This is a genomic window from Vibrio profundum, from assembly GCF_050337555.1.
GTDB classification, from domain to species: Bacteria; Pseudomonadota; Gammaproteobacteria; order Enterobacterales; family Vibrionaceae; genus Vibrio; species Vibrio profundum.
Genome location: NZ_JAKJTA010000004.1, coordinates 64286 through 90973, shown reverse-complemented (window position 1 = coordinate 90973; position 26688 = coordinate 64286). Strand labels below are relative to the sequence as shown.

27 protein-coding genes and 2 pseudogenes are annotated in these 26688 nt (G+C 42.2%); 6 read left to right on the top strand and 23 right to left on the bottom strand.

The annotated features are described in order from the left end of the window. Nucleotides 1-64: 64 nt before the first annotated feature. The 6 genes from sctQ to L4C34_RS02950 are packed head-to-tail and all read right to left on the bottom strand — an operon-like array spanning nucleotide 65 to nucleotide 5717. The gene (sctQ, locus tag L4C34_RS02975; protein WP_428787864.1) at nucleotides 65-1114 is read right to left on the bottom strand and encodes a type III secretion system cytoplasmic ring protein SctQ; all 1050 of its coding nucleotides are present in this window, start codon (nucleotides 1112-1114) and stop codon (nucleotides 65-67) included. After that, entirely contained in the window at nucleotides 1104-1613 is a 510-nt protein-coding gene (locus L4C34_RS02970; RefSeq protein WP_428787863.1) for a hypothetical protein, read from the bottom strand. Before L4C34_RS02970 ends, sctQ begins: the two co-directional genes overlap by 11 nt. After that, entirely contained in the window at nucleotides 1594-1983 is a 390-nt protein-coding gene (locus L4C34_RS02965) for a hypothetical protein (protein ID WP_428787862.1), read from the bottom strand. Before L4C34_RS02965 ends, L4C34_RS02970 begins: the two co-directional genes overlap by 20 nt. After that, nucleotides 1977-3305, bottom strand: a complete 1329-nt coding sequence (gene sctN, locus L4C34_RS02960; protein WP_428788129.1) for a type III secretion system ATPase SctN — start codon at nucleotides 3303-3305, stop codon at nucleotides 1977-1979. Before sctN ends, L4C34_RS02965 begins: the two co-directional genes overlap by 7 nt. Then, the gene (locus tag L4C34_RS02955; protein ID WP_428787861.1) at nucleotides 3298-5349 is read right to left on the bottom strand and encodes an EscV/YscV/HrcV family type III secretion system export apparatus protein; all 2052 of its coding nucleotides are present in this window, start codon (nucleotides 5347-5349) and stop codon (nucleotides 3298-3300) included. Before L4C34_RS02955 ends, sctN begins: the two co-directional genes overlap by 8 nt. After that, nucleotides 5349-5717 (bottom strand): hypothetical protein, encoded by a 369-nt coding sequence (locus L4C34_RS02950; protein WP_489686355.1) that lies wholly within the window; start codon nucleotides 5715-5717, stop codon nucleotides 5349-5351. The genes L4C34_RS02955 and L4C34_RS02950 overlap by 1 nt, the downstream gene beginning before the upstream one ends. A 151-nt stretch (nucleotides 5718-5868) precedes the next feature. Here L4C34_RS02950 and L4C34_RS02945 point away from each other — a divergent pair. After that, nucleotides 5869-6483 (top strand): annotated as a pseudogene (locus L4C34_RS02945) (transposase family protein); the annotation flags it as partial. A gap of 64 nt (nucleotides 6484-6547) precedes the next feature. Here L4C34_RS02945 and L4C34_RS02940 read toward each other — a convergent pair. The 12 genes from L4C34_RS02940 to L4C34_RS02885 all read right to left on the bottom strand — a co-directional run bounded on the left by L4C34_RS02940 (nucleotide 6548) and on the right by L4C34_RS02885 (nucleotide 14761). Then, nucleotides 6548-7627, bottom strand: a complete 1080-nt coding sequence (locus tag L4C34_RS02940) for a TyeA family type III secretion system gatekeeper subunit (protein WP_428787859.1) — start codon at nucleotides 7625-7627, stop codon at nucleotides 6548-6550. 15 nt (nucleotides 7628-7642) lie between these two features. Then, nucleotides 7643-8311 carry a hypothetical protein gene (locus L4C34_RS02935; protein ID WP_428787858.1) on the bottom strand — a complete coding sequence of 223 codons (669 nt, stop codon included), beginning with the start codon at nucleotides 8309-8311 and terminating at the stop codon, nucleotides 7643-7645. Then, a complete protein-coding gene (locus tag L4C34_RS02930) occupies nucleotides 8308-8910 on the bottom strand; it encodes a type III secretion system domain-containing protein (protein ID WP_428787857.1) in 603 nt (200 codons plus the stop codon). The genes L4C34_RS02935 and L4C34_RS02930 overlap by 4 nt, the downstream gene beginning before the upstream one ends. 2 nt (nucleotides 8911-8912) lie before the next feature. Beyond that, nucleotides 8913-9632 carry a type III secretion system inner membrane ring lipoprotein SctJ gene (sctJ, locus tag L4C34_RS02925; RefSeq protein ID WP_428787856.1) on the bottom strand — a complete coding sequence of 240 codons (720 nt, stop codon included), beginning with the start codon at nucleotides 9630-9632 and terminating at the stop codon, nucleotides 8913-8915. Then, nucleotides 9629-9970: a type III secretion system inner rod subunit SctI gene (gene sctI, locus L4C34_RS02920; RefSeq protein ID WP_428787855.1), complete on the bottom strand. Its 342-nt coding sequence runs from the start codon at nucleotides 9968-9970 to the stop codon at nucleotides 9629-9631. The genes sctJ and sctI overlap by 4 nt, the downstream gene beginning before the upstream one ends. A 13-nt stretch (nucleotides 9971-9983) precedes the next feature. Next, on the bottom strand, nucleotides 9984-10307 hold the full coding sequence (locus L4C34_RS02915) for a DUF1039 domain-containing protein (RefSeq protein WP_428787854.1): 324 nt from the start codon (nucleotides 10305-10307) through the stop codon (nucleotides 9984-9986). Next, complete coding sequence (sctF, locus tag L4C34_RS02910) at nucleotides 10304-10519, bottom strand: type III secretion system needle filament subunit SctF (protein WP_428787853.1); 216 nt, start codon at nucleotides 10517-10519, stop codon at nucleotides 10304-10306. Before sctF ends, L4C34_RS02915 begins: the two co-directional genes overlap by 4 nt. Before the next feature lie 40 nt (nucleotides 10520-10559). Next, the gene (locus tag L4C34_RS02905; protein WP_428787852.1) at nucleotides 10560-11264 is read right to left on the bottom strand and encodes a helix-turn-helix domain-containing protein; all 705 of its coding nucleotides are present in this window, start codon (nucleotides 11262-11264) and stop codon (nucleotides 10560-10562) included. Nucleotides 11265-11395: 131 nt separating this feature from the next. Continuing rightward, on the bottom strand, nucleotides 11396-11617 hold the full coding sequence (locus L4C34_RS02900) for an EscE/YscE/SsaE family type III secretion system needle protein co-chaperone (RefSeq protein ID WP_428787851.1): 222 nt from the start codon (nucleotides 11615-11617) through the stop codon (nucleotides 11396-11398). 9 nt (nucleotides 11618-11626) lie between these two features. Beyond that, entirely contained in the window at nucleotides 11627-12853 is a 1227-nt protein-coding gene (sctD, locus tag L4C34_RS02895; RefSeq protein WP_428787850.1) for a type III secretion system inner membrane ring subunit SctD, read from the bottom strand. Between the two features lie 9 nt (nucleotides 12854-12862). Then, entirely contained in the window at nucleotides 12863-14338 is a 1476-nt protein-coding gene (locus L4C34_RS02890) for an EscC/YscC/HrcC family type III secretion system outer membrane ring protein (RefSeq protein ID WP_428787849.1), read from the bottom strand. Nucleotides 14339-14350: 12 nt separating this feature from the next. Further along, nucleotides 14351-14761, bottom strand: a complete 411-nt coding sequence (locus L4C34_RS02885) for a hypothetical protein (RefSeq protein WP_428787848.1) — start codon at nucleotides 14759-14761, stop codon at nucleotides 14351-14353. A gap of 162 nt (nucleotides 14762-14923) precedes the next feature. On the opposite strand from L4C34_RS02885, the gene L4C34_RS02880 reads away from it, so the two are divergent. Beyond that, nucleotides 14924-16786, top strand: coding sequence for an ATP-binding protein (locus tag L4C34_RS02880; protein ID WP_428787847.1), 1863 nt, complete (start codon nucleotides 14924-14926; stop codon nucleotides 16784-16786). Nucleotides 16787-17143: 357 nt separating this feature from the next. Then, nucleotides 17144-17437, top strand: a complete 294-nt coding sequence (locus L4C34_RS02875) for a hypothetical protein (RefSeq protein WP_428787846.1) — start codon at nucleotides 17144-17146, stop codon at nucleotides 17435-17437. 233 nt (nucleotides 17438-17670) lie between these two features. Here the strand turns inward: L4C34_RS02875 and L4C34_RS02870 are convergent, their stop codons facing one another. Further along, the gene (locus L4C34_RS02870; RefSeq protein ID WP_428787845.1) at nucleotides 17671-18948 is read right to left on the bottom strand and encodes a S53 family peptidase; all 1278 of its coding nucleotides are present in this window, start codon (nucleotides 18946-18948) and stop codon (nucleotides 17671-17673) included. Nucleotides 18949-19828: 880 nt separating this feature from the next. On the opposite strand from L4C34_RS02870, the gene katG reads away from it, so the two are divergent. Both katG and L4C34_RS02860 read left to right on the top strand, forming a co-directional pair. Further along, nucleotides 19829-22003, top strand: coding sequence for a catalase/peroxidase HPI (katG, locus tag L4C34_RS02865; RefSeq protein ID WP_428787844.1), 2175 nt, complete (start codon nucleotides 19829-19831; stop codon nucleotides 22001-22003). Nucleotides 22004-22243: 240 nt separating this feature from the next. Continuing rightward, nucleotides 22244-22996: a substrate-binding periplasmic protein gene (locus L4C34_RS02860; RefSeq protein WP_428787843.1), complete on the top strand. Its 753-nt coding sequence runs from the start codon at nucleotides 22244-22246 to the stop codon at nucleotides 22994-22996. A gap of 79 nt (nucleotides 22997-23075) precedes the next feature. Here L4C34_RS02860 and L4C34_RS02855 read toward each other — a convergent pair. The 3 genes and pseudogenes from L4C34_RS02855 to L4C34_RS02845 all read right to left on the bottom strand — a co-directional run. Further along, nucleotides 23076-23498: pseudogene (locus L4C34_RS02855) on the bottom strand (OmpA family protein); the annotation flags it as partial. A 151-nt stretch (nucleotides 23499-23649) separates the two neighbouring features. Next, nucleotides 23650-24429: an SDR family oxidoreductase gene (locus L4C34_RS02850; protein WP_428787842.1), complete on the bottom strand. Its 780-nt coding sequence runs from the start codon at nucleotides 24427-24429 to the stop codon at nucleotides 23650-23652. 229 nt (nucleotides 24430-24658) lie between these two features. Further along, nucleotides 24659-25270, bottom strand: coding sequence for an OmpA family protein (locus tag L4C34_RS02845; RefSeq protein WP_428787841.1), 612 nt, complete (start codon nucleotides 25268-25270; stop codon nucleotides 24659-24661). 146 nt (nucleotides 25271-25416) lie between these two features. On the opposite strand from L4C34_RS02845, the gene bamJ reads away from it, so the two are divergent. Then, nucleotides 25417-25896: a BamJ family beta-barrel-assembly machinery protein gene (bamJ, locus tag L4C34_RS02840; RefSeq protein ID WP_428787840.1), complete on the top strand. Its 480-nt coding sequence runs from the start codon at nucleotides 25417-25419 to the stop codon at nucleotides 25894-25896. Nucleotides 25897-26065: 169 nt separating this feature from the next. Here bamJ and L4C34_RS02835 read toward each other — a convergent pair whose 3' ends face one another. Continuing rightward, complete coding sequence (locus L4C34_RS02835; RefSeq protein WP_428787839.1) at nucleotides 26066-26665, bottom strand: beta-phosphoglucomutase family hydrolase; 600 nt, start codon at nucleotides 26663-26665, stop codon at nucleotides 26066-26068. Between the last annotated feature and the right edge of the window lie 23 nt (nucleotides 26666-26688).

Sequence of the window (26688 nt, the reverse complement as noted above, 5' to 3'; positions counted from 1 at the left end):
CTATCTCCTAGAATACTTAATACACTTTCAAATTTTAACGATTATTAGTCTCAATAAAAATGACTTAATCGGACAATTGATCGACTCGGACTCCTAGGCGGTCGCCTACTTGCAGTAAACTCCCCAAACCAATGACTTTGCCATTTGCTTTTAGACGTACTTTTGGTTCCGCTTTTAGTTCCGTTTCAAGAATTTTTCCTGAGTGAAGAGTGGCTAGCTCACTGATAGCCAGATCCACATGCCCGACTTCCAACACTAAAGTAACCATGAGTTGATCCAAGTTCACAGGCTTTTCTTCATGGTTTAACCCTGTAAATGTGTCGTCTGCGGATAGATCCAAAAGATCATCAAATTCATTCATCGTCTGTCCCACTATAAAACTCCCGCTTTCTTGATATCTAATGGATGAAATCGGCTGGTTTTGGACAAGTAATACTTCTCCTTCATAAAAGTTACTGCTCCAATTCAATAAAACACAATCACCGACCTCAAGGCTTTTTAGCTCGCCTAGAGTCAACACACTAAGCCCGACGGCGCAAGGTATAGGTAGTTTCACCCCTTCTGCTGGACCTTGCTTCGGCGACATATGGCGTGCCATGATCTTCAAATTCTCGTTTGAAAATCCGCATAGAAAACCACTGAGTTTTTTGTCTAAACAAAATGGTGACGTAAAGGTTAAACGGATTTCGCTGTGATTCCATTGCTCTTTATCACCGGCTTGAATCGAGCCAATATCTCCAACTTCCAGCTCTTCCTCAGCAGCCCAAGCACATAGTCCAGCGAAACTCACTGAAGACAAAACACCACACAACTCAGAAGGTATATTAGCAAATTTATCGATAGGTAACATTTCACTGATATATTCAAGCCATTGGTTTTCAAGACAATAAAACGTACATTTTTCTCCCAATAAAGTGATACCTATACTCAACCAACTCGAATTTTTTTCCTTTATCGGTGTAATAGATATTTCAATCTCGCTCCCTGAATCTGAAAAAGAACACAAGCCGTGCCCGACTATCTGATAAGCCGCTAATAATTCTCGCGAGTATTCTGCCAATTGGATAGTCGTTGACTGTAAATTACCGTTCGAAGTGGCTTGGCTATTTTCCATGTACTTTTTCCAACTGTATTTCAACTCGATATTGGCTAAACTGATTGAGCTTGCATTCAAGCTTATCTAATCGTCTAGCTAACTGTTTTTTATGCGTGTCGTTGGCCGATTTCAACCGCATTTCAATCTTGCCCACGTGTATACTGGCCTGTATTTCTAGCCCACTAAAAGGCCCACTCATCAATCGAACATTAATTGATTGATGACCAACGCGTTTTATATAAATATCTTTAGAGTGGTAGACGCAGCCAACAGCTTGTAACGCAATGACTCTATCTGACACTCCAAAAGATTTATCGTTACTTTTTTCTAAAATGGCCTGCTTATTTATTTCTTGCATAAACAGCACAGCCATCGGTACAGGCTCAACACCTGATGGTTTTGACTTCTTCTTGAGCACTTTTGAAAACGCTTCCTGTCGATCAGAGTCAGAGCTAGTTTGATCTTCACTGGCTTTGGTACTTCTAGAAAACGAATGATTATTTTCGGTGATTTGCACTCATTTCATCCTCTATTAGGTATTTCAGCTTCTCTTGCTCTTTTCGGTTCTTTTGTAGTGCAGATGAAAGATTCAAGCGGTCATCCATCAATTTTTGTCGCCTCTCTTGCAAGTTGTTAGTTTCCTCGCCCATTTGCAAATCGCGACGATAGAGATCAGCCATAACCGATTTAAATGTCATTAATTTGCTGTGGTCTAATACACCGGATTGGTTGCATCTCTTTCGCCAGTCTTCCCACAAATTCAACCGAATAGTCTTTAATTCTGCTTGCAGAGCCTTTAACTCTTTATTCCTATAATCGATTTGAGCAATTTTCCCCCTCAATCCTCGCTCTTTATGCTTTTTGATTTGTAGCAACCTAACTAGCATGTTCCCTCCACACAGGCAGCTAGATCAGTTTGAATTTGTTCGAAGCTGAATAGCTCATTAGTTTGCTGACATAAAAAACGTTTAATACCTTCATGTCGGTCTAACGCCTCATCCGCATGTGGATCTTGACCTCGTTGGTATTCTCCCACTCGTACTAAAAGTTCTATTTCCCGATAACTGGCTAACAGACGACGGAGTTTTCCAGAGTGTTTGCGGTGTATCGGATCACTGATTTGATTCATGACCCGACTGACGCTAGCTAAAACATCAATCGCGGGATAATGATTCTCTTCTGCTAATTGACGAGACAACACAATATGTCCATCTAGAATGGAGCGAACCTCATCGGCAACAGGCTCATTCATATTATCTCCTTCAACTAACACAGTGTAGATCCCCGTAATGCTACCTATAGGTGCTGGTCCGGCTCTTTCTAAAAGTCGTGGCAGTTGTGCAAACATGCTCGGCGGATACCCACCAGCGGCTGGCGGTTCACCAGCAGCAAGACCAATTTCACGCGATGCTCGCGCAAAACGTGTCAATGAGTCCACCATTAACAGCACGTTTTTACCTTGATCTCGAAAATACTCCGCTATGGTCGTTGCAGTAAATGCCGCTTTCTGACGTTCAAGAGCGGGCCTATCAGAAGTTGATACAACGACGACCGATTTTCTGCGAGCCTCTTTTCCCAGCACTTGGTCCAAGAATTCACGTACCTCTCGCCCCCTTTCACCTACTAGTGCTAATACAACGACATCAGCTTTACATCCAGCAGTCATCATGCTCAATAAGGTACTCTTTCCGCCTCCTGCTGCAGCAAATATGCCTATCCTTTGCCCTTTTCCACACGTGAGTAGCCCATCGATAGAACGAATACCTAAGGGCAATACTTCTTCAATCAAGCCTCTTTCCAGCGGTGCTGGGGGATCAGCAATAATCGAGCGATGCTCTTTTATTTCTACTGGTCTATCACCCACATCGATTAATGCACCGAGCCCATCAACAACAGAACCCATTAAATAGTCCCCTAGCGCAATTTGATGGCCTTTCCCTTGTGGCCACACTGCTTCACCACAACGCACGCCTATGGGCTCAGAAAAAGGAGACAACAATGCCTCATCTCCGTCCAAAGCGACCACCTCAGCAGGTAAACCCTCACCAACTTGGCATAGTTCCCCCAGCCCTACTTGAGGCATATGTGCACCAATAAGAGTTTGTCCAACAGAGGTAACACGACCTGCGACCACCATGCTTGGTATCAGCCGAGGTTTAGCACTAAGATTTAGGCTAAGTTGCTCGGCTATACGACTCATATCAGGCAGCCGCATAAGAAAGCTCCTCCCCAATCAAGTCAATACTACCTTGAACCTTAAGCTCCACTTCTTCTCCCAATTCTTGGAATGAAAGAACCGGCAAAGTGTATAAATCTTTCTCTATGATTTTTCTTAGATAGCGCCGGATATCAATCGCCGTGAGTAACACAGTTTCAACGTCACTGTTAAGAGTATATTGCCTAATCTTATCCAGTATTAGCTCGTTTTGTTGTGGCGATAAGGCTGAATAACCACCTGCTGATGTTTGTCGGATAGACTCACGAATCATATTTTCAATGCCATCGCCAATAAGGTGGCAATAAATCCATGCAGAATTTTTCTGATGTCGTCCAACAATATGACGTCTTAGTCCAACCCTGACATATTCCGTTAGCAACACTACATCTTTCTCTTTTTGTGACCATTCCAAAAGCGCTTCAAAAATACTTCTGAGATCTCTAATCGAAATACCTTCAGCGACAAGGCGCTGAAGAATCTCGGCGATTTTACCAATAGGTAACTGCCTTTGTAGTTCCTTAACCAATTCGGAATATTTTCCTTCCATACCATCCATCAAAAAGCGACACTCTTGTACTCCAATAAACTCACCAGCGAATCGGTCTAATACGCGGGATAAGAGCGTAATGGCTTGCTCTGGTCCTTTAAAAATAGTGGTCCCCAAAGCCGATATAGATTCGCCTTGAGCGATATCGACCCAACAACAACGGGGACCACCAAAATGTAATGGTTGCTCTGTCGCATTAACGAAAGACTCGGCACTTCCTTCAACAAGAGCCTGATTCTCAGGTAATTGAACCGTTAGTACGGGCTCTTGGTATAGGAATATAGACATGGCTCGGCCTGATAAACTTGAGTCCTGTTGAAGAATAATTTCCGGCAATGGCACACCGAGACGTTCAAACTTCTGCCATCGCAACTCATCTACAGCTATTAACAGATCCCCTTCTTTCGAAAGCTGAGCCGACACTTTCAACATTAACGGCACAGCTCCTGGCGAAATTACACCTGTTCCCAACTCTTCTCCCTGTGTCGATGATGCCTGACCTCCCATGACTTGGGTTTTATTGCGCTTCATCAGCCATAAGGCCGCGCCAAGCAGTAGCCCTGCGAGTGCTAGAAAGACGAAAAATGGAAAACCTGGAATGACGGCAAATATCAGCAAAACGCCAACTGCAATAAGTAATGCCTGAGGCTGACGGCCTATTTGGCTGGTAAGATCTTTCGCTAAGTTTTGTTTTTCTTCTCCAGGTACTCGTGTAACAATAATACCGGCAGTAATAGAAATTAATAACGCTGGGATCTGCGCGATCAATCCATCCCCTACCGACAAAATGGAGTAAGTCGATGCCGCTTCAGACGCACTCATTCCATGCTGCAGCACCCCGACGGTAATTCCGCCGAGAATATTAACCAATATGACAATCATGCCTGCAATGGCATCGCCTTTGACAAACTTCATCGCGCCATCCATGGCCCCATAGAGCTGACTTTCTTTTTGGACTAGCGTTCTTTGCCGTTTAGCTTCTGCTGCATCAATGATTCCCGCACGCATATCACCGTCAATACTCATTTGCTTTCCGGGCATGCCATCAAGCGAGAAACGTGCGCCGACTTCGGCAACCCTTTCCGAACCCTTGGTGATAACAATAAATTGCACAATCGTGAGGATGGCAAAAATAATCATACCAACGACCAGATTGCCACCAACCACAAAGTTACCGAAGGTATAGACGATCTCCCCAGCATCGTGTTGGAGTAGAATCAATCGACTTGTTGATATAGTTAACGACAATCTAAACAGCGTGGTAATCAATAGCACTGATGGAAAAACTGAGAATTCTAGCGGCTCTCGAATATACACCGCGATCATAAGAAGAATAATAGAGAATGTGAGATTCACTGCAATGAGTAAATCAACTAACTCGGTCGGCAACGGTAAGATCATCATGAAGATAGCGACCATCAACATGACAATTAGAATAATATCTTGCCGACCAGCCACAGCTGACAGAAATTGACTTACCCGTTTCATCAATTATTCCTTACACATTTATTTAGCAGTCGGTGCAGGTATTGATATAGAGGATATAGGGAATCACCACTAAACTTCTCCTGAGGTATCGATACCGAACACACCAACAATTCTCGTAAACAGAAACAGCGAATCGGTAATCCATACGTACGCTCTAAATTTAAACGCGGCATGATCCACATCTGGGCTTTCTGAATTAGATCAGACTCAATAGGTGATGCAACTGAAAACAACACATGATTTGCCTTTTGCTCAAAGAACAGGCATTCGTTTTCTCTGCTCAGCTCTAGGTACTCATCGGCAATGACGTCTTCTATTCCTAGTAGCTCCATAAATCTATCCAAATTGCGCTGAGTCTTTAGATCCATACCGTCCACAACTTTGATTCCACTTTGAGTGTATCTTCGCTCTACTTGACTCAGGAAGCCATCAGGTGAAAACCTGAGAATGGCGTTGTTGATCCGTACCGGCAGTTTTGGACACTGAGTTAAGTGAGTACAAGCACTAACGAGGTGAACCATAAAAAGCCAAAAGAAACGTATACTCCATTCTCCTGAATTTAAGCCGGAAACCCTGAAGTTGGCAGATAAAGTCGGCGTAACTGCGGCAGCAAGGCAGCTTTCCTTACATGGTTCTCAGGTTTACGCTTGGCGTAAAGCAGTAACGGGGAGTACTAGTACCAGCCAACGGCAAGCTATTCGCCAAATGCTGATACAAAGGTCAAAGAGGCTTTTAATACTAGCAAAGGAAAGGATAGTTCTAGACGCATCCGTAAAGAACGGGCTGAGAATGGTAATAGCCATAATATTAAGACCATGGCCGCCAGTATGAAGCGTCAAAGTCTAATACCGAAAGCCGCACGCAAATTTAAGTGTACGACAGACAGCAAACATAAAATGCCTATCGCTCCGAACCTGCTAGCTCAGGATTTTAACGCAATCGCACCGAATCAAAAATGGGCGGGTGACATCAGCGACATCGCCACAAATAAAGGTTGGTTGTATTTGGCTATTTATTCACTGTAGGCAATCGGTTGGTCTATAAATACCAGAATGACCGCAACTCTAGTCCACTATGACTTTATTCTGTCGAGCGTTTCCTGAGCAGGCCATCTCGCTTAATGAAATGTCCAGTCTGGCTGAAGCAGATCAAAAAATCCTTTTAGGCAACAACACCCCGTAGAATTATACGTAAACTGCTATTCCATATCTGCATACATTGAAAGTACTTCAGAACAAGACTCTACAATTTGCTGACGCTGGTCTTCTTCACTAAAACAAGGGTCAGGCATATACTTAATAACATCCCTAACATTTCGTAAGTAATTATTTTTATGTGGAAACTCTGTAAGACCTAGTTGCTGAACTCTTGAATCTATCCAATCGGCATAAACCCAAGCCTGATCTGTCATTATAATGAGCTCTTCCACTACGTCTATCCCAGTTAAGTGTCCGCCAAGTTTAGTCATCTGATTGGCAATTTTCTCACATTGCTCATCCAAACCAAAAAATAACAACAGTTTGCGCAGGTCTTTAATAATCGAAGAAAGTTTATTTCCCTGCGCGACTTCACCTTGAGAACACAGCTCGTAGGCAAGCCCTCGAATTAATGCTTTTAACTTCTTACGACGATCCGGCAAGTCTTTTAGTTTCATAAATAGTTCGGCTAACTCAAGTCCTTCATCACACGCCTGCTGATAGATTTTTTTCAATTGAGCGGCGACTTGCGGCATAGCTGGGCCAAAGTCTAGATATGTAAACAGTTCAATACCAAGACCACCAGACTGTTCTAGCATGTTTCTCAGAGCTTTTTCTAAACGCGTCCTTTGTTTCGGACTTAAGCCTCCCTGACTTAGGATGAAGCTAAGTGCGAGTGCGATTTCGGAAGAAGATGCACCTGCCTGTCGTAAAAAGGACAGTGGATCTTCTGAATCCGAGGCACCAGGGTATTTCGCAACGAGTTGCGTGAGTTGAGCGGGATCGATTCCTGAAATTTGTTTAATCAACTTGTCTAGCAGCTCTTTGCTTCTATCTAGTTTCGAGCGTGACTTGTCCTTGTCTAATTTTAAATCTTTAAGCTTCCCTCCTAATGCTAAACTCGCTTCCTCCATTGTTTCTTCAATTGCACCCTGCTTAATATCCACCAAAGCAGCCTGAACCGACTCTTGGATTGAACTACCAGGGAAGTGCTGTGTTGCGCCTTTAGCCTCCGATGAATCGGTCGGATTGGTAAAGAGTTGAAGGTTGGAAAAGCCAGTCGTTTTTATTGGGTTATCCATGACGTTTCTCCTAGCTCAATATGAACTACAAGTATGTGATTTTGGTTCACCGACCAAGTTATCTAAGACCGAATGCAGATGCCGATCCAAATCTAAGTCCATTCTCACCAACATGGTTTCAAGGCACGCTTGCCTTTCAGAAAGGGAATCATCAGCGATAAGCTCCAACCCATTAACCTTAGATAATTTAAGTTCTATAAAAGGAAGGACCTGTGAATTTACTTTAAGTTGAACTTTCCCTTGCGATAATTGCTCTTCAATTGGCCTACTAAGTCTGCGTACCAATATTTCACTGACGTCTTGCTGCGCAGAGTACTGTGTGACTGCTTGAGCAACAAGAGAGCGTATCCTCTCGTTCATATTAGCCGCCACTCGTTGTTCTAACGACATCTCATCAACAACCCATTGAATAGTATCAGCAATTGCTTGATCGGTAGCCTCCTGTGCGATGAGTACTGCGTCTTTCTCTGCTTTTACCTTCGCTTGTTGGATCATTTGTTGAATATCTGACCTTGTTGTATTTAGCTCAGATTCAGCAATTGCACGAATTTGTTCGGCTTTACGTTTGGCATCATCCAAGATGGTTTGTGCATTTTCTAGTTGTTCAAGCTCCTCTCTAGAAATAATATCTCCAACATAATTGCACTCCTGCAAGTGAGATACAGAAAGTTTAAACGGATTCATAATAACCTCCGAAGGCGAACATACCATCGTTGCAACAAGCCAAAGGCATCATCGTTTGCCCCCTCAGCTACGAAATGAGCTGGAAATAAAATGGCTACTGCTTGCCAAATCAGATCAGATTGACAAATGCCTGACCAACCAAGATACAGCGCCAACTGAGGCAAATACTGCTCGCTGATCGGTTCAGCTTGTACCTTCAACCGGCTATCTATAAACTGCTCTTCGGGAAATATTGTCAGTAATTGTTCGAGTTCTTCGATAGTCAAATACACCTGTAGCGCAGTTTTAAAACGGCGAAGCATGAGATAATCGGGCCTCGCAAGCCTAATTAGGCCCAGCGCGGTGAGTAATTTAGGCAACCTTTCAATATCTTCGAGCAAGGTCTTTTGCCAATTCGTCGATGGTCGAAATAGGTTGTCGTTGGGAAAGCCTCGTTTCGTGCATATTAGTTCATCCAGTGCTTGTTGGCACTGAAGCGATTGCGAATAAAACCCTCTCCACTGAGAAAGCTCTAGAGCTTCCCACCATGACGAGGACATCCATTTCCCAGGTGTATAGGCCAACTGATACCAGCGTGACGTTGCTAAATCCAATTCCATACTTAGTGAGTCCTGCTTCTGAGTAGTAGCAAGATACTAAATAAAGCAAATACAGCGCCACCGATACCAGCATACAGAATTAAGGTATCCGTTTTATCAGAATACATTTGTGTACTCCCCGTTGTAGATTCACTTGAAATATATCTAAAGGTGGCTGGGACCATCATTATGCTGATATTGTCATTGCTGATTCCAGGGATACTATCGTGAATCAGGCTTTTAATTTGATCCTGATAAACTCTGATATTCACCTCCGGTGAGTATTTAATCAATACAGCTGCAGATGGAGCCGTCTTTTGCCTGCCGGTGTCATCTGTTTTATCCGACGCTATGGATACACTGCTTTCAATAACGCCATCCATGTCAGCAAACATTTGTTCCAACTGCTGCTCTTTCAAGTAATTCATCTTGGCTTTTTCTTGTTCAGGAGACGTCACCAACTGCCCGGATGGGAAAACTTGACTAATATCTACATGCTTGCGTCTCGGAAAACCATTTTGTCGCAGTAGTTCAACCGCATTTATAAACTGGTTTTTATCCACCGCGAGCGACACAGTCCCATTTTTGTCCACTTCTTTGGCGGCTTGAATTTTATTTAACATTAAGAGCGCTAACATCTGGTTCGCTTCCTGTTCCGGTAGATTGTTGTATAAGTTTTCTTTACAACCAACCAAAAGAAATACCACTAAAATTAAGCTCCATCGAAAGTGAACTAACTTCATTGCATACTCGTCAATTTAGTGAAAACTTGTGAAGCCGAACCTGCCATTTTTGCGACAAACTCAACTTCAACAACAGATTGAACAACGTTGAGCTGAGTCGCTACCATTTTCTCTGGATCTAACTGATGAATCGAGTCGACATTTATACTTTTAAAAGTAGATTCAATATGCTTACCGATTTCTTGTATTCCGGAGATCATATTCTCCGCTGGACTCTTCTCTGCAGAGGGAGCCATCATTTTATTAAATGCGTCAACATGATGGGGGCTAGGATCCAACCACTCCTGGCCAACATCACCGGTAGACTGAGCAACTTTTTGGATCATAGTCACGTCCATATCAACACTCTCTTTATTTTGACAACAATTTGATAAGGTGCACTGCTGGCTCTTGGTCACTGAACTTGTCTAATTCAAGGGAATGTGTCTCACCAAGCATGATTCTTATCGCTTGCGCTTCGATCATACCTGACCCCTGAATTAGCTCGGATGCGCGCGTATTTTTCCGCATACCAAAGCACAGGATCGATTGGCAAAGCTTACATAACGTCTCACTAAGCCCCACTTTCGGCATAACATCGTAAAATTGCTCCGCTTCGCGTCGGAGGTTATTATTGACGGCAGCAAACGCGACCTCAACAAGCAACTTTGATAACTCTTTTCCCGCCTCACTCATATCTTTTGAATAATCCCGCTCAACATGTCTTTTATCGTCTTTATAATAGCGCTCTCATAGTTGACGAACGTCGAGTACTGCTGAACACTAAATTGCGCTTGCAGCAGCTTGTCTGGATTTTGCAGATCGGTCGCAGTCATTTTGCTCTGAATTTCCTGCGATGCTTGTCCTGCAAGTGTTGATAACTGACCTGTAAGTTGTTGTAAGTCCATATTACCTCCATTTGTTCAACACGAAATGCTAAGTGAAGTTTCAGTTAGCTTTAGTCACTTCTCGAATATGAGTTGGTGAATACCCATACTTTTTCTTGAAACAGTCAGAAAAATGAGCGTGGTTGCTAAATCCGCAGTCCATTGCAATATCAGAGATTTTGGTCCTAGTTGCGAGCAACATCTCTCGCCCGTGCTCCAATCGCCTTTCAATCAGCCAGTGCTTGGCCGATATTCCAAACTTTTCATAAAACAAAATATTTAGCTTTCTAACAGTAATTCCTAGCTCTTCTGCGTATCGCGCTACTGGCCATGGGTTTAAAAAACTGCTTTCCAAATACTCGAAAAATTCTTTGTTCGCATCAACTAATCTGTGCAGTAGCTGAGAAAAGTACTGTCTATCCATCCCCAAACAATAGGAATATATAAACTGCAAAAGCGTCTTTCTACTAACTTGTCCTAGGTCTTGAGAGACTTTGATAAACTCACTATCAACTGGCACATCGTAAACTTCACAAGCATTGGGGCGAGTAAACGAACTCGGTTCCAAAAGGTCATATAGGTCTCGATAAACTCGTTGAAAGTCTCCAATACAAAACAAATAGCTCGCCCAGTTATCTCTGCCAGCACCCGATACTGAAGCCGTGTCATCAGTGACGACTAAGCTATTTTGCGTGAAAGCATAAGGTTTATCTCTTACAACGACTTGAGTCGGTCCCTTACAAAAAATAAACTGAATTGTTTTCATTGGATAACCCCACTGTCGAAATTAATGATTCCTATTGATATGAAGTATAATGACCTTTCTTATCAAGAAGCTCTATCAGGTCTACACCTTAGATCCAACATCTTGTAAGTTAAGGTAATATTCTTCTCTCCTTATCCATGATAACGTCTCCAAAGCGTCGTAATTACCTGCTTTGACGTTTTGCACGCGCGAATTTGCGCTTGATGTTTTTCGTAGACGTCAGGCTCACTTCCTTTTCGACAACACGCCTCTAAACGAGCAATATGTTCATCGAGGACAGTAAGCAACTCCTGACGATGTAATCCTGAATCATCTGATTTCAGTTTGTCTTCCAATTGAGTAATACTTGCCATGAAATACCTCTATAGGGCCAAAGGGATATGTAAGACCTGACCATCTTTTACAAGCTCAACACTTGTCGTATTCAACTTAGAGACTTCAAATCCGTTGGGTAAACGGGTTCCAATCTGAATTCTCATACCATTGGCCAAAATAAGGTATGGGTTTTTAGCATTACCAGCAAAGCTGCGAACAGCAGATGGAAACAGGCGCAGCATCGACTGACTTATCGGTATATTTTGGTATATAACACGATGTTTAGTTATATCATCACGTCTATATTGGCTAAGCACCTTACTAAGCTCTGACTCTTCTTCATCCGACAAGTGACCTGTGATGGTTATAGTACTGTTATTACGTAAAAGGCTTAATTTATCGAGTAAGTTAGCTTCCCTAAGCTTTTCAACAAGCTCACTAAGCCCTTCGTCTTTCTCGCTCCTCACCTTCCAAGACTGAAGCCCGTTCACTTGAGCGATAAGCTGGCTGACCGATTCCCACTGTTTATCTGCAGAAATATCTCCCGAAATCACTACCGTGCCTAGTCGTTTGCCTGAATGAACTAAAACGTGTGAATAACCATTTTGTTGCAGCACAAAATACACATTGTGCACAATGTCTTCTTGGCATAACGCCTGATTTTTATAATGAATACCTAAGCCGTTCAGCTTTCCTAGCAAAGACTGATACTTGGAAACACTTCTACAATAGCCACCTATGGTCAAAATGCCGTTGTCCGACCAAGATAACTCTAGGTTTCCGTAACCAGTTTGTTGAACTTGCTGCTCAATCCATGCCTTAGGATCCAACTTTATCACTGGTGGCGTATTGAGATTCATCCAGGAGAATACCGCTACCCCAATCGCAAACACTAAACACGAAGACAGGCAAACTATCGCTAACCAGTTCTTTCCACTACTCTTGATGACTTTCTGTCTTTCTGGGACATCTGCTAATGTTAATTCTTGGTCTCCAGCTCCTAGAAGAAAGCAAAAACCCGCTAAGTCAATGATAGTGGAAGGAGGTATAGAGGAGGCAGCGAGTTGAGCTTCCCCCTCGTACCACATTGGTACAGACTCTTCTTTGACTCGAATTTCTTCTTCACTGACCAACAAGGTCACTTGCTTATCATCGTCCAGTTGTGCTGAGAGATCCGCGTCTTTCGAACCGATAGTAAACTCGCCTTCAGGAAGCTTGAGTTCACGTCCCCTCAAGTGCCCAGTAAGAATCAGAAATTTCCACCCAGAGCGCATATCTTCTCCTTATCCAAGCGAAATTGGCGAAGCTTTTATTAGGAACAAACGAATCACACTACTTTTAGTATGACTATCGCTCTTAAATAAATAGCCAAGCAAAGGGATATCGCCTAATAGAGGAATTTTCTTCTTAACTTCTGTATCTTCATCTTGAACGAACCCACCCAATAGCAAACTTTGACCCGGTTTAAGCGTCGCTTGCGTGGCAATTTCAGAGTTTTGTACCTGGGGGAGCTCACTGGTTTTCTTAGGGACTTGGCGTCCGTCTTGAATATTCAATGTCAAAAGTATTTTTTTACCACCTTTGTCATTGATTAACCTCGGTGTGACACGAAGCAAAGAGCCTGTGGTTACTGATTTAAGATTCGCTACCTTCTCACCAGACACTTTAGTGTAGAACGTGATATTTCGGTCTAGGATAGCTTGTACATTGTTTAGCGTTACCACAGAAGGCCTTGATAACACTTTGGCTTTTGAGTCTTGTTCTAGAGCACTTAATTTCACCAAGAAGCTACCTGTATCATTCACCAGCGTTGAAAAACCACCGTCGTCGGGACTTAATCCTGAATTGAAATCAACATGTCCACCACCCAGTTTTGCCGACACAGACCAGTCAATACCGAGACTATTAAGATTTCTGGTATCAACATCAATAATTTCTACCGTGACTTGGATTTGAGTTTGCTTCTTATCAAGTTGACTAATCAAATCTTTATATAAAAGCATGTTTGCTTGCCTATCACGCACCACTATCGCATTTTGCCTTGGGTCCGCTGAAAATATGGGTACCCTCGCCCCTGACAAAGAGGATTGTTTGGCTTTGCCATCAATCGGTAAAGAGCGATTTTCTGTCATTTTTTCTAATACTGAAACAACACCAGGCACTGTCACTTTCTGATTTCGATACTCATAGACATTGTCCGAGGCAGAAGCGTACTTCAACGGAAATACACGAATTGTCTCTTTATTCTGAGCTTGTTGTAATACCTTCTCATCAAGGCTGGTCACTAATTGAGTGACTCTATTTACACATATAGGTACACCTGAGATCTCTAGGGCGTTCACTTGCGGCACTTTTTTAAATGAGCAGTATTTAGAAGAAGCAACCCCCATATTCTTTAGATATGCCTGAATACTATTAACTTGCATGTACTTAGGACTGACAATTTGATGCTTTATTTGGCTGGATTTATAAACATAAAGAGATGAACCATCGTAATAATAGGCCAAATTATAGGTGAGAGATAAATATTGGAGTATATTTTCTGGCGACTCGCTTTCAATTCGTCCGATATAAGTATCTTTAATGCTTGGGTCAATGATCATCGGTACGTTATAGTTGGCACCCAACGCTTCTAACAAGGATGAGAGCCTCATGCCTCGCGTAATCATGATGAAATCACTACCATTCCAGGGAATTGGGGCAGCTATTGTGGTTAAAGAGCAGCAATAACAGAGTAAAAATAAGAGTAAACGCTTCATATGTGGGGCCCTTTAAACCAAATTGATAAGCTCAATAATATCTTCTCGATTTTGGATTGTGCTTTGGCACAATCCGGAAGAAATATATTTCGCCAATAAATGATGAGTTTCCAGATGTTGAGTCAATTCGTCCGTGGATAATTCTTCATGGTAGCGTTGCCAAAGAAACCACCGTTCTGAATCGGGAAGAATGGTTTGGTCTAAGGTTTCATCACTGGCCGCCAATAGTAAACACGCTCGATTTAAACTTACCTGATTAAAGGTTTCGAACTGTATTTCAATGCCGACACACAAACCGAATTCGCCCTGAAGTGCTTTGGCGTAGCAGCCAGAAATATCTAAGACGGCCTGATTTTTTAGGCATGATTCCATCAACACTAAATCGCAGTTCAGAAGGGATTGCCAAGTTGAGGAATGTCTCATTCAATCATTCCGCTTTCAAATAATGTCCTTATTTTCTAAAATTCCCCCAGAGGTTCCTATCAGGTATTTACCTTAGATAAAATAGAATGCATAAATTTAAAAGCCTCATTCTTTCACCATTTGTCATAATGCAAACAGTTTCATTCAGAGAGAGGTTCATAAGTGGCTGGGTTCACAAGAAAATTTCGATTAGTTTACGTATTTCTGATCATCCTTTTTATCATCGACCTAGCGGGGTTATTTAATGCAATTCCAGAAAATCAATATGGGAACTCGTTAAAAATCAACCTACAAGCCATAGAATATATGTGTAATAGCCCACTCTATTATGAACTTTTTCCTACTCATATTATTCATATATTTATCTTATTGGTCATCATACTGGCATTATTCATTCCGTTAGAAAGGCATACACTCAAACAAGTTCGTGAAAAAAAACAGTTGGAGTTACAAAGTCAACTTAAAAGTGAGTACTTAACAACAATAAGTCATGAAATACGTACACCACTAAATGGTATTACCGGAGCTTTAGAACTCCTTAAGCATTCAGATCTCGATTACTCTCAATCTTATCTCGTAGAGCTTGCGGCTCAGTGTTCAGATGGATTATTTGAGGTCATTAATAACGTATTAGACTTTTCTAGAATCGAAGCTGGACAAATGAAACTAGCTATGAAAAGCACTGAACTTCTGCCAATATTTGACCAAGCTATGTTAACAATAGCGACGAAAGCAAATGATAAAAATATACAGTTAAGAATATTGGCTACAAAGCAGGTCCCACAAAAGTCCATTGTCGACCCAACTAGAGTCAAACAAATACTAATCAACCTACTAGGTAACGCCATTAAGTTTACTGAACAAGGTTTTATATTTTTATACGTAGACAGCACTGAGCATCAACTTCATATTTCTGTTGAAGACTCAGGGGTTGGTATAGCGAAAAAAATGCAACACCAAATTTTTCAACCTTACACCCAGTGTACTGATGATAGCCAAGGATCTGGGTTAGGCTTGGCCATCACTCGTTCATTAGTAGGCTTAATGGGTGGGACGATTAACCTAAAGAGCGAGTTGGGACACGGGACAACCGTTTCAGTAAATATCCCCTTAAAAGGAGATTTACACCCCTTACGTTTTCCTAATTTTCCTATCAGAGCACCTTTAGCGTTGCACTCACAATTATCGTTATGGGGCATTACTCCCATTCTAGATAATGAAAGTCCGCTACAAAATCCAGATTTTGAGTTTCTATGCGGTAGACTCTACCATACGGTTCAAGACATGTTTATTACTTCGCAACCCGACTCTGAACCTGAAGAAATACCACAAATATTCTGGCGCCTAAAAATATTGATCATCGATGATATCGAAGCGAATTTAGATATCATCGGGCAAATGATAGAAAAGATGGGACACAATGTTTATAAGGCATCCAACGGCTTCGATGCGCTCAATATGGCTAAGAGGAAAGTTTTTGACTTAGTCTTCATGGATATTCGAATGCCAAGAATGAACGGACTCGAACTAATTAAAAAATGGAGAAGCCTTGCAGAAGTACTCGACCCTGACTGTTTTATTGCGGCGCTAACCGCCAATACTCACCCAAAAGAAAAACAGCATATCCAGCAGGCTGGCTTCAATGACTACTTACAAAAGCCGATGAAAATGAACGCTCTACATCAAGTAATATTGAATGCTTATCATATACAAGTTTCTAGGGGAATAGACTTTACCCCAGCGGTTGGTGTAGATCAAAGGCTGCTGCAATCCAACAACCCAGAAATGAACAAAAAACTGATGTCTGATCTTAAAAAACAGCTTAACTTAGCATTAAAATATCATGAATTTGGTAATACAGAGAAATTAATGAACCATATTCATACGATCAAGGGGTCAGCTGCGCTAGGTGGTTTTACTCTGCTATCAGAGGCCGCTGAGCAACTGGAGTCTGAATATCGAATGGGGCACGACATTACTCAGAAAAAGATTTTAAGCTTAGAAAAGCTCTTTTTCTCCGCTTAGGTGAGCTTCATTTGGGGTTATGTTGAATTGTATTAATTCGAACTAATACGGGTAACTACACAGTCTTTTAGAAAATCAAAAGTGCCAAGAAGTTGCGACTCGGTACTATACCCGTCCTCATTGAAGATGGCTGATCTTTCAAGCGTTACGTATTCATGAAACAGCGGTACTTTGTCATCGTAATGATTTCGAGTAATTGGAAAAGCTGAAGCCTGAAAATGGTGGGTCTAATCGCCACCTTTCTGTCGCTCAGGCAATAGCGCTTATTGAATACCTTTCAACGCAGCTCTACCACCATACCCATCAAATTGTTTCTTACGTAAAGCAGAATTTGATATCAATTACACCGTATCAGGAATGAGACAATGGCTCATCACAACGGGTTTAGTTATAGGCACACCACATAAGGTTGATGAGAAAAAACAGCATAATTTCATAAAACATTGCGATGAGCTAAAAGGGACGAGTCACCCAATCTTATTCTTAGATGCTATCCACCCGACTCAAGCCACCAAGATCAGCTATGGTTGGAACCGAAAAGGTGAAGACAAAGCGATGGAGACCACGAAAAGCCATAGTCGAATGAATCTTGTTGGCACTTTAGCTCTCGATGAAATCGGTAATACGTGGTTGAAAGTTACGATACAATAAACAGCGAGAGTATCGTTAGCTTCTTCTAGCGGCTCAGAAAAGAGAGTCATTATACGTTAGAACGTAAAGTTCGCACCAAAAGATTATTGATTGAGAGTCAGTGTGCAATTTAACTTAGTACACCGAATTGCATGAACAGCTAGCCAAGCTGATAACCCTGGCTCAAGTAAGTTGAGTATTAATTTCCCGCCTAAAATTTAAGAGCCCTAACGAGCTCTTAAATTATTCATAATTTACCCCTCAAATCCAGAAACACCCAATGGAGCCCCAAGACCAGTCACGAGATCGTAACCTGGTTCTGCATATTCATGTAATTTGTTAGATCCTGAAGTGACATCGTACCAACTGGAAGAAGGGGCATTATAGATTTTCTCTAACATTTGATAAGAAGTTAAGTCAGCAGATACGTTCGCATTCACAATGACAGCAGCTAGGATTGGTGCTGCAGCACTTGTACCACCGACAACTTGCCATCCACTGCTGGTGTATACTGACACTCCACTCGCTGGATCGGCATCAGCCGATAAGTCTGGTGTTCCTCTCATACCATTTATCATGCTATGTGCTTTGGCGTTATCAATTTGGTACTGTGGTTCATACTCATAAGAGCTGGTTCCACCATTACCACCCCAATTGGAGTTAGCGTCATAGCTCCAAGCAACTTGACTACCATCAGAAAGTATTTTGGTCCCTCCCGCGGCAATAACGTTTGGTGAAGTCGCTGGGTAGCCCGATTGACCTCCATCATCACCAGTCGAAGCAATATAGACAACCGGATTATCAAAGTAGCTATCTTTTGCACTTTCACCGCTTGAATCTTGACCACTCCAACTCATAGAAACAACTCCCCCACCATTATTTTCTACAATTTGGGTCGCCACGGTTACCGCATCAAACATATCGTTAAAATTGGCGGTTGCCGCCTCAACCAAAACAACTTTGGCATCTGGAGCCATAGCGTGAGCCATTTGAACATCAAGGTCAGCCTCGCCAGCCCACCCTGCATTTGCTTGAGGCTTGGCGCCGGATGCATAAACCACGGAAAAATCAGCCTCAGGAAGACCAAATGTTTGCGAGTAATGACTTAATTTCGCTGCCGCGTTGACGTCATGGTAAGCGTCAACGATGGCTATTGTCTTCCCCGCTCCACTCGGTGTTATTTGATAAACAGAATGTAGTTTGCTTGGGCTCACCCCTTGTGGAGACAACGTATTCGCACCTGCTAAAGGAGCCACATATAAAGTGTTGGTATGCGCCATTCGTTCCGAAGGAGATCTGCTGGCTGTTAACGCCTGTGGCGTAACTTGGCTTTCATTTGTACTAGGGCTAAATACACGTAAGCCATTTACTTCTTTGTATGTACCGTAAGCAAATATGGACTTTTGATTTGATGTTGATGTTGATGTTGATGTTGATGTTGATGTTGATGTTATTTTATCCGCAGCAAATGTATTAAAACATACGACAGTTAACGCAATACTAATGCTGATATTAATCGGTGATTTTTTCATTTAATATACTCCTAATTTAAATTACCACATACCCAATATATATTATTTTCACACCCTATCATTTAACCACCGTGAACAATAAAATTATATTTATTGAAGATAATAGCACCACCTATAGATGCTACTGTTACCTCATTCCCATCCACAATAAATTATCAATTAGATGCTGCCAACGACAATAGAACACAGGGCCACGACAACTTCTTTCAAAAACTAACCAGATCTTTTATATAATGTAATAATTTTCATAATTACCGACTAAATCACAACATGATTTTTCCAATCGACTAGCTGACTCTGGGATATGGCAATATCAGTAAACAGTGTATTCAGCAAGCCCTCCTTGCCTTAAAGAAACATCATAAGTGATGATATCTATCGAGTCGATTCTATGTTTTCTCACTTCCTTAGTTTATTCACAAACCCACAAGGAATTTGTATATCGGTCATAAGCACCACAAAAACATGGAGCCAATGCATATATCAACTCGTTGGGGTTACAAACAATTGAGTATTAATTTTTATCTAAACCACCAAAAAAAACCAATAAGTACTAATATCACTACGACGTCTAAACATAAAATCATGGAGTTATAAAACATAAGGATTATTTTTTACATCAAACATTAGAATAAGTTGAGAAACAAAGATATTCACCTTATAAAGAAAACACCAATTGGCATCGTGTAATAATGAGAAATTATAAAATCACGATGTATTTCACATTAAGAAAAACAGACATCCCTTAACATAAAAAGACAAAACATAACGTACAGTTATAAAAGCAACACTCATTACAACAGAGCAACTATAATTATAGACAGTCTACAAATGTGTATCTAAATAACCAAAAACATAGAGTTATGTAATAGGAATACTTATGGAACGTAAAGATCATACCGCTTCAGGGACTTGCCCATTTGGACACGGTAGTGCCACTTCTTCAGAAAAAACCAGCAAAAACTGGTGGCCAAAAAGTTTAAACTTAGACATTTTGCACCAACACGACACCAAGACCAATCCTTTAGGCACTCACTTTAATTATCGAGAAGCACTCAAAACCCTTGATATAGACGCCCTTAAAAGCGACCTAAAGTCCTTAATGACCGAGAGCAAAGAGTGGTGGCCCGCTGATTGGGGACACTATGGTGGTTTAATGATCCGTATGGCATGGCACTCAGCTGGGTCTTATCGTGAAGGAGATGGGCGAGGTGGCGCAAGTACAGGGAACCAACGTTTCGCTCCTCTCAACTCATGGCCAGATAATGCAAACCTTGATAAAGCAAGACGCCTCTTGTGGCCAATCAAGAAAAAATACGGTAACAAGATCAGCTGGGCCGATCTGATGATTCTTGCTGGCAATATTGCGTATGAGTCAATGGGGTTAAAGACCTTCGGCTTTGCATTTGGCCGAGAGGATATATGGCATCCTGAAAAGGATATTTATTGGGGTGCGGAACAACAATGGCTTGCAGAAAGTGACTCTAAAAATAGCCGTTACTCAGGCAAGCGTAATTTAGAAAACCCACTCGCTGCGGTCATGATGGGGCTAATTTATGTCAACCCAGAGGGTGTAGACGGCAACCCCGACCCGCTGAAAACAGCCCAAGATATGCGAGAGACTTTTTCTCGAATGGCCATGAACGATGAAGAAACGGTCGCGTTAACAGCCGGTGGGCATACCGTCGGTAAAGCGCACGGCAATGGCGATGCGTCCGACTTAGGACCAGAGCCAGAAGCCGCCGACATATCAGAACAAGGCTTAGGCTGGAACGCAAAATCTGGCCGAGGCATCGGGCGTGACACTGTGACAAGTGGTATTGAAGGCGCTTGGACCACAAACCCGACCCAATGGGATGATGGCTATTTCCGTTTGTTGTTCGATTATGAATGGGGATTAACCAAAAGCCCCGCAGGAGCTTGGCAATGGGAGCCGGTCGATATCAATCGGGAAGATAAACCTACAGATGTAGAAGACCCATCCATTCGAAATAATCCTATGATGACCGATGCTGATATGGCATTAAAAGTTGACCCTGAGTTTAGGAAAATATCAGAGCGTTTTCGTAATGATCCTGAATATTTTTCTCAAACCTTTGCTAGAGCTTGGTTCAAACTGACTCATCGCGACATGGGACCAAAATCGGCCTACGTAGGAAGTGACATCCCAACTGAAGATCTCATTTGGCAAGATCCAATCCCGAAAGGCTCTACCAATTATGATGTAGATAAAGTTAAGCAGCGATTGGTTGAAAGTGATCTAAGCATAGGCGAAATGATATCCACGGCATGGGACAGCGCCAGAACCTATCGAAGTTCAGATCGACGAGGTGGAGCCAATGGCGCTCGTATTCGTCTTGAACCTCAAATTAGCTGGCCAGGTAATGAACCGACAAGACTTAACAAGGTGTTAAACGTTGTTGAAAAGATCTCGCAAGAAACCGGAGCTAGTGTCGCAGATACTATCGTGATTGCTGGGAATCTAGGTGTAGAGCAAGCCGCGAAAAAAGCAGGCTTTGCCATTAGTATTCCGTTCTCATCAGGGCGCGGAGACGCCTTGCAACAAATGACTGACATCGGATCCTTTTCTGTACTCGAACCTTTAACTGACGGCTTTAGAAACTGGCAGAAAAAAGAATACGCTGTTAGTCCTGAGGAAATGCTGCTAGATAGAGCACAGCTGTTAGGCCTTAGCGCGATAGAAATGACGGTGCTTGTTGGCGGGTTGCGTGTTCTCGGTACCAACTACGGCGAGACGGCACTCGGTGTCTTCACCGACAACGTTGGCACCCTTAGCAATGACTTTTTTGTCAACTTAATGGATATGTCTTACGCCTGGGTCCCTTGTGGTGCAAACCTATACGAAATACAAAATAGACAAACCGGACAAGTAAAATGGAAAGCCACACGTACTGACCTTGTCTTTGGTTCAAATTCTATCTTGCGTTCTTATGTTGAGTTTTACGCGCAAGACGATAACAAAGAAAAATTTATCCAAGACTTTTCTGCGGCTTGGGGGAAAGTAATGAACGCCGACAGGTTTGACTTAATGTAGAGTGCAGAAGTTACCTTTTTGATGTTCCGAAAGCAGAACCGCACGGCTCTGCTTTGTTTTTTCGAATAGAAAAAATGCCCGTGCTATGGAGAGAAAGGCAGTTTCATCCAGTTCTGATACACTTGAATAGTTAGATCCCGACTAAAGGAAAGTACTCGTGACCAAGTTATACCACTCGCTCCTTTATCTGAGAAGCACGGAATAATAAGCATTAAATCATGGTTGTTCAGAGCGTATTCTATGCGTAGCAATGTATTTATCATTCTCATTTCATTGACTTTTTTTAGCGTCAACGGTGTTGCAAAAGACACACTAATCATGTCAGGTCATCCGGATTTCAACCCCGTAATGTATCGACAAGACTCAGAAATTATCGGTATCGGGGTTGAACTGGCTGAAAAAATCTTTAGCGAACTCAATATAAAAACAGAATCTATATACGCTGGACCATGGAAACGGGTGCAAAAAAGAGCAGAATCTGCGGACATAGATTTTATAGTGGGTATCTATAAGAACCGAGCTCGCGAACAGTACTTAGACTATATTCCAACACCGTTCATGGATAACCCCGCATCAATATTCGTGATGAAAGAAAAACAGTTTGAGTTTAGCCAATGGGGAGATTTGATAGGAAAAACAGGTGGACAGGTTCGCGGGGATAAATATCGTCAAGACTTCGAAGATTTCCTGATAGAACACCATATAAAACATCAGCTGGTCAACACTATGGATCAAAATATAGGCAAGCTGCGCAACGGTCGAATTGACTATTTTGCCTATGGTACTTATCCCATCCTAATTAAACTCAAAAAAGAGGGACTTTCTAATGAAATTGTTCCGTTAGACACGCCTCTCTATGTAGGGCAGTTTTACTTTGCTTTTTCCAAGCAGTCGCTATTTAAAAAACACATCAATGCGGTAAACGACAAAGTCATTGAGTATAAAGGTGATGGCACGATACAACGGATCGTTGATAAGTGGTTGAACAAATAGTGAAACAACACAGGGTAAAGATAAAGTTTTTCAGGCGTAAACCTTGAAGAAATAACTAGGGGAAAGTTAAAGAACTAAACTAATTATTCGATACGATAAAGGTGACTTCAACGCGGCGATTGCAAGCTTTTCCTGTTCGAGTTTGATTGGTACAAGCGGGTACGTATTCACCAAAACCACGAGTATAGATAGCATCTTGAGAGACTCGTTGTCCTGTCAGTTTCTGCTTCACGGCTTTGGCTCTTTGTAATGAGAGCTTGTCGTTAAACATTAACAGGCCTGTGCTATCGGCGTGACCAGATATAACAATGTCGATACCCGGTGTCGTTGACAAATATTGACCCATAGTATTTAACCACGCTGAAGACTGCTGAGAAACAACTGCCGAGCCCGTTCTAAATTTAATGGTATCCGTGACTTTGACCATGATGTGATTGCCGGGCAAGACTTCATAATCGATGCCATTGCTTTGTAGAAAATGCTCCAATGAACGGTAAGAGGTATGTGACACACGATACGTACTGTGCACATTGGCCGTTTCTGACGGCTGTACTTTACCCCTACACCTCAAACTAATCGCCTACAAAGCAGGAGCAACTATGTAAGCTATGTAAGCTATGTAAGCTATGTAAGCTATGTAAGCTAATCAATTATCACCGCATATCAGCATGCATTGCCGCTATATTTTTACTCAGTTGTTTAAGAATGAAATTCGGAAAAAAACGACTCATGAATTTTAGTTGATTGGATTGGCCCGGCCGAATCTCATAATTATCTTTCGAAAACCCTTTAACGAAATCTGCCACCATGTCTTGCGTCGACATAATTGCCGTACCATCTAGATCTTTTTGGTTAAATGCTCCCAATATATCTGTTTTCGTGGCTGGTGGAGCAAGTTCAAATACCGATACATTGGTGTTACTAAGCTGCTCTCGAAGAGAAAGCGTGTAGAAATGCAGGCTAGACTTAGTAGCGCAATACACTGGGCTAACGGGCAACGGAACAAATGCCAGCCCAGAACTGACATTCACGACTGCCGCTTTGGGCTTTTCCTTCAAGTGAGGCAAAAATGTATCCGTCATCCAAATCGGGCCTTTCACATTCACATCAATTTCTTGAGTCAACTCCTGCGCAGATAGCTCATGTTGCTGCAGGTTGATTTTTTTCATTATTCCCGCATTGTTTATCAGCACGTTCAATTCTGGATGATTTTTTTGAATATTCTGGTACAGGCTTTTAATATCATCTGGGTCTGACACGTCACTCTGAATCGCAACCACACCATTTAATTGATCTTGGGCTGCATCGAGCTTTTTTTGGTCTCGCCCTGTAATAATGACCTTGTTACCGTGATTCAATAGCTGTCTAGCAAGCTCAAGTCCAATACCACTTGTTCCACCTGTTACTAATACCGTGTTCCCGCCAAGTTCCATTTTCTTCCCTTCTATGCTGTAAATAAGCTTCCAAACTCAAACCACGTTGATCTAGCTCTTATTTGCTAGTTCTGTAGCTACGCTAACTAGCTGATAAGTGTAGCACCACTTAGTTTGGAAAAATGGGAAACTAAGACGCAAAATGGTGGAGAGTTTCTAATAATTTTTGGCGGGGGTTAGTTCAACTACACTAGAAGACGAGGGGTGATATATAGATTATAAAAATCAATTAGTTGGAAACAATAAATGTAACTTCCACACGGCGATTACATGCTTTTCCTGTTCGAGTGCGATTAGTGCATGCCGGAACATATTCACCAAAGCCTCGGGTATAAATAGATTCGTTTGAGACACTTTGCCCAACGAGTTTACTCTTCACCGCTTTCGCCCGTTTCAAAGACAATCGATCGTTGAACATCATAGGGCCAGTGCTGTCCGCATGACCCGAAATCACGACGTCAATATCTGGCTTAGTGGATAAATATCGACCCATTGTGTCCAGCCACATCGAAGATTGTGTAGAGACCACCGACGAGCCAGTATTAAATCGTATCGTATCCATCACTTTCACCATAATGTGATTACCCGGTAAGACCTCATAATCAATCCCATTTTGCTGCAAAAAGTGTTCTAGCGATCGGTAGGAGCGATGAGCTTGCTGATATGGGCCTGAAACACTGGTGGATGCTGCTTGCTGTGATTTGCCCCATGATGGATACATAAGGTCTGTACTGTGGGCTGGAGCGGTTTTTAACATGTTACGATCGCCGTAAAAGTCAAACGGGATGGAGACACAGCCATTTAGCATCATTAGAATTATCGATAAGATAATGAACTTCATTGCAGCACCGAATAAATAAATTAGTCACAAGCTCTATATCGGCGAATTTGTCGATACTTTAACTGTAATACATCCTCAATCAATGATTGACCTTTTTACCTAACTATCGATAATCGGGCTAATACTCATTCTGTAATAGGCCCACAATGGACAAGCTAAACACCGTGTTATCGGTTATTTTATTCCTGCTACTGCTTTTTATGCTTTATCGCCGCTGGCAGCGCCGCCAAAATACCAACACCAATATAGAAAAAGGGCACGCCTTTTTAGAAGAAAACGCCAAGAAAGAAGGCGTGACAGTGACAGAAAGTGGCCTGCAATACTTGGTGCTTGAAGAAGGCACCGGAGCGCTCAACCCTAAATCGACCAGTACGGTCAAGGTGCATTACCATGGCACCTTAATTGACGGTTCGGTTTTTGACAGCTCAGTAGAGCGTGGCGAACCTATCTCATTTCGCTTGAATCAAGTCATCAAAGGGTGGCGTGAAGGCTTGCAGTATATGGTGGAAGGGCAAAAAGTACGCTTATTCATTCCTTATCACCTCGCCTACGGCCGTCGACGTGCTCGCACGATTCCAGCCGCATCTACTTTGATATTCGATGTTGAGTTGCTCGAAGTTAAATAATTGATTTGCTAGGAAGTGAGTAGGTTAAGTTGTTATACGTTAACTCGCGGGTGTTAAAAGTTAACTCGCGAGCTTTAACCTACTCAAATACAAGTTCTAACCTACTTAAATATAAAGATAGCCGCCAATCAGGCGGCTATCTTTATTCGGTTACGAGCAAGTTATTCGGTTACGAACAAGGATGATAAGAGAGATCCTGCCCTTCAATCAGAACACAATCCATTCCAGCTGCGTGTGCTGCTTGCATGCCGAGTGCCGTATCTTCAAACACCACGCAATCAGCGGGTGCAACCCCAATTTTTTTAGCCGCTAATAAAAAAGTCTCGGGCTCTGGCTTGTGTTTATCTACATCCGTTGCAGTCACTAATGCATCGAGTTTTGGCAATATTTCACTGTTTTTAAGCAATTTAAGCGCGCTGTTCCGCTGACTGCCTGTACCGACTGCAATCTTTTTCTGACCTCGGTAGCGCAGTAAAATATCGTGAGTAACATCAATAACCTCACCATGGCTTTCCATATGTAGAAACACATCCATTTTGAACGCAGCAACTTGATCGGCATCCAGTGTAAGGCCATGCTTTTTATTGATTTCGAGTGCTATTTTATTGCTTGGCATTCCACCAAGGCTATATAGCCATTGCTGGTTAAAAGGAAAATCAAACTCGCCTGCGGTTAGCTGCCAAGCACGCAAGTGCGCTGGCATGGTATCGATTAACGTACCATCCATATCAAAAATGAGGCCTTGATACTTTTCCAAATCAATGTACATTCTCGTTGTCCTAATCATTTAAT

Coding starts and splice junctions, on each gene's coding strand:
- sctQ (WP_428787864.1), bottom strand. CDS start 1,114: ATGGAAAATAGCCAAGCCACTTCGAACGGTAATTTACAGTCAACGACT.
- L4C34_RS02965 (WP_428787862.1), bottom strand. CDS start 1,983: ATGCTAGTTAGGTTGCTACAAATCAAAAAGCATAAAGAGCGAGGATTG.
- L4C34_RS02955 (WP_428787861.1), bottom strand. CDS start 5,349: ATGAAACGGGTAAGTCAATTTCTGTCAGCTGTGGCTGGTCGGCAAGAT.
- L4C34_RS02950 (WP_489686355.1), bottom strand. CDS start 5,717: ATGGATCTAAAGACTCAGCGCAATTTGGATAGATTTATGGAGCTACTA.
- L4C34_RS02940 (WP_428787859.1), bottom strand. CDS start 7,627: ATGGATAACCCAATAAAAACGACTGGCTTTTCCAACCTTCAACTCTTT.
- L4C34_RS02935 (WP_428787858.1), bottom strand. CDS start 8,311: ATGAATCCGTTTAAACTTTCTGTATCTCACTTGCAGGAGTGCAATTAT.
- L4C34_RS02930 (WP_428787857.1), bottom strand. CDS start 8,910: ATGGAATTGGATTTAGCAACGTCACGCTGGTATCAGTTGGCCTATACA.
- sctJ (WP_428787856.1), bottom strand. CDS start 9,632: ATGAAGTTAGTTCACTTTCGATGGAGCTTAATTTTAGTGGTATTTCTT.
- sctI (WP_428787855.1), bottom strand. CDS start 9,970: ATGGACGTGACTATGATCCAAAAAGTTGCTCAGTCTACCGGTGATGTT.
- L4C34_RS02915 (WP_428787854.1), bottom strand. CDS start 10,307: ATGAGTGAGGCGGGAAAAGAGTTATCAAAGTTGCTTGTTGAGGTCGCG.
- sctF (WP_428787853.1), bottom strand. CDS start 10,519: ATGGACTTACAACAACTTACAGGTCAGTTATCAACACTTGCAGGACAA.
- L4C34_RS02905 (WP_428787852.1), bottom strand. CDS start 11,264: ATGAAAACAATTCAGTTTATTTTTTGTAAGGGACCGACTCAAGTCGTT.
- L4C34_RS02900 (WP_428787851.1), bottom strand. CDS start 11,617: ATGGCAAGTATTACTCAATTGGAAGACAAACTGAAATCAGATGATTCA.
- sctD (WP_428787850.1), bottom strand. CDS start 12,853: ATGCGCTCTGGGTGGAAATTTCTGATTCTTACTGGGCACTTGAGGGGA.
- L4C34_RS02890 (WP_428787849.1), bottom strand. CDS start 14,338: ATGAAGCGTTTACTCTTATTTTTACTCTGTTATTGCTGCTCTTTAACC.
- L4C34_RS02885 (WP_428787848.1), bottom strand. CDS start 14,761: ATGAGACATTCCTCAACTTGGCAATCCCTTCTGAACTGCGATTTAGTG.
- L4C34_RS02875 (WP_428787846.1), top strand. CDS start 17,144: ATGAGACAATGGCTCATCACAACGGGTTTAGTTATAGGCACACCACAT.
- L4C34_RS02870 (WP_428787845.1), bottom strand. CDS start 18,948: ATGAAAAAATCACCGATTAATATCAGCATTAGTATTGCGTTAACTGTC.
- katG (WP_428787844.1), top strand. CDS start 19,829: ATGGAACGTAAAGATCATACCGCTTCAGGGACTTGCCCATTTGGACAC.
- L4C34_RS02860 (WP_428787843.1), top strand. CDS start 22,244: ATGCGTAGCAATGTATTTATCATTCTCATTTCATTGACTTTTTTTAGC.
- L4C34_RS02850 (WP_428787842.1), bottom strand. CDS start 24,429: ATGGAACTTGGCGGGAACACGGTATTAGTAACAGGTGGAACAAGTGGT.
- L4C34_RS02845 (WP_428787841.1), bottom strand. CDS start 25,270: ATGAAGTTCATTATCTTATCGATAATTCTAATGATGCTAAATGGCTGT.
- bamJ (WP_428787840.1), top strand. CDS start 25,417: ATGGACAAGCTAAACACCGTGTTATCGGTTATTTTATTCCTGCTACTG.
- L4C34_RS02835 (WP_428787839.1), bottom strand. CDS start 26,665: ATGTACATTGATTTGGAAAAGTATCAAGGCCTCATTTTTGATATGGAT.